Consider the following 1,277-nt stretch of genomic DNA (forward strand, 5'->3'; position numbering starts at 1 on the left):
ATCGGTATGCTCTCATTCTTTTCACTTTATTACATCCAAATATACATCTTCGAGATCAAATTATTTTTGCAACGCAAACATAGGAGCTATCGGGATCGGTTGTCGGTTGATTCCGTCACTTCGAGTGATTTTATAAAATAGCGATAGCATTTTTATAAAATTGTATCGAGAAGTCGGTTGTGGGTTGTGAGTTATCGGTTCTCAGTTTTCAGTTGTGAGAGTCAAGAAGCAAGGTTATCGTTGTTCGTCCATCGTTTGTCGTTAACCGTCTATGGGACAACGAACATCGTATATCGAACATCGTTTAAGGGCTGTGGTAGGCGATGAGGGTGGTGGTGTTGTTTTTGCGGTGGAGCATTTTGAATTTTTTGCGTTGTTGGATGGCGAAGCCGATGAATAGGAAAGTCAGCTGCAGGTGGTTTCCCAGGGGTTTGGCTGTGGTGAGGTTTATGGTTTGTTTTTCGGATTGTTTGTCGAGGATGATTTCGTTGCTGTAGCAGCTGTTGCAGATGTCGTTTTCAAAATCCCAGTTGGCTGTGGCTGCTGCCAAGATTACATGGGTGGCTTCTTCGGGCCAGTCGAGATGGTCTTTGGTAGTAAAGTCGGCTAGGGTTGTGGTTTGGGTTTGAGGCTGGCAGTGGGCTTTTATCTTGAGTACGCGTTCGAGGGGCCTTAGTTTGTTGCTTTCAAAAAACAGCAGGGCCTCTTTGCCGTCGTTGGTTTTCAGGCCTTGGGTCAGGGTTCTTTGTCCCTGTGGCTGGCTGGTATCTTCCTGGAGTATTTCGAACAAGAGTTTGTTTGCTCTACCTACAAAGCTTACCTCTTTGGCCTGGTTGTTGAAAAGCGAGGCGAGTTGGCGAAAAACTACTGCTTTTTTGGCGCAGTGTCCGAATTCTTTTCCGTGTTCCCTTACGCTGTTGAATACGGGATTTTTTTTGAATTCTTCCGGGCTTACTCCGGTTTTTCCTTTCATGCGGGCGTAGTTGTTGCCGTCTGCTGTTATCACAAAATTGATGTCGTCGAGGGTTCCTTTGATTAGAAAAGGGGCTATTATTTTTGCCATGGTTTTTTTTTGTTAGTGAGTTGTGAGTCGTGAGTCGTGAGTCGTGAGAAGTGAATCGTGAGATGTGAGTTGTGTCCTTCGACAAGCTCAGGATGACAGTGAGTTGTGGGTCCCGATAGCTCCTATGTTTGCGTTGCAAAAATAATTTGATCTCGAAGATGTATATTTGGATGTAATAAAGTGAAAAGAATGAGAGCATACCGATGGCTAAATA

1 protein-coding gene is annotated in these 1,277 nt (G+C 44.5%); it reads right to left on the reverse strand.

What is annotated here, in order from left to right; translation table 11 throughout:
- Nucleotides 1-304: 304 nt before the first annotated feature.
- On the reverse strand, nt 305-1,063 hold the full coding sequence (locus BUB25_RS16305) for a hypothetical protein (protein ID WP_072946204.1): 759 nt from the start codon (nt 1,061-1,063) through the stop codon (nt 305-307).
- Nucleotides 1,064-1,277 lie beyond the last annotated feature (214 nt).

The sequence above is a fragment of the Flavobacterium granuli genome, assembly GCF_900129705.1.
GTDB lineage: Bacteria > Bacteroidota > Bacteroidia > Flavobacteriales > Flavobacteriaceae > Flavobacterium > Flavobacterium granuli.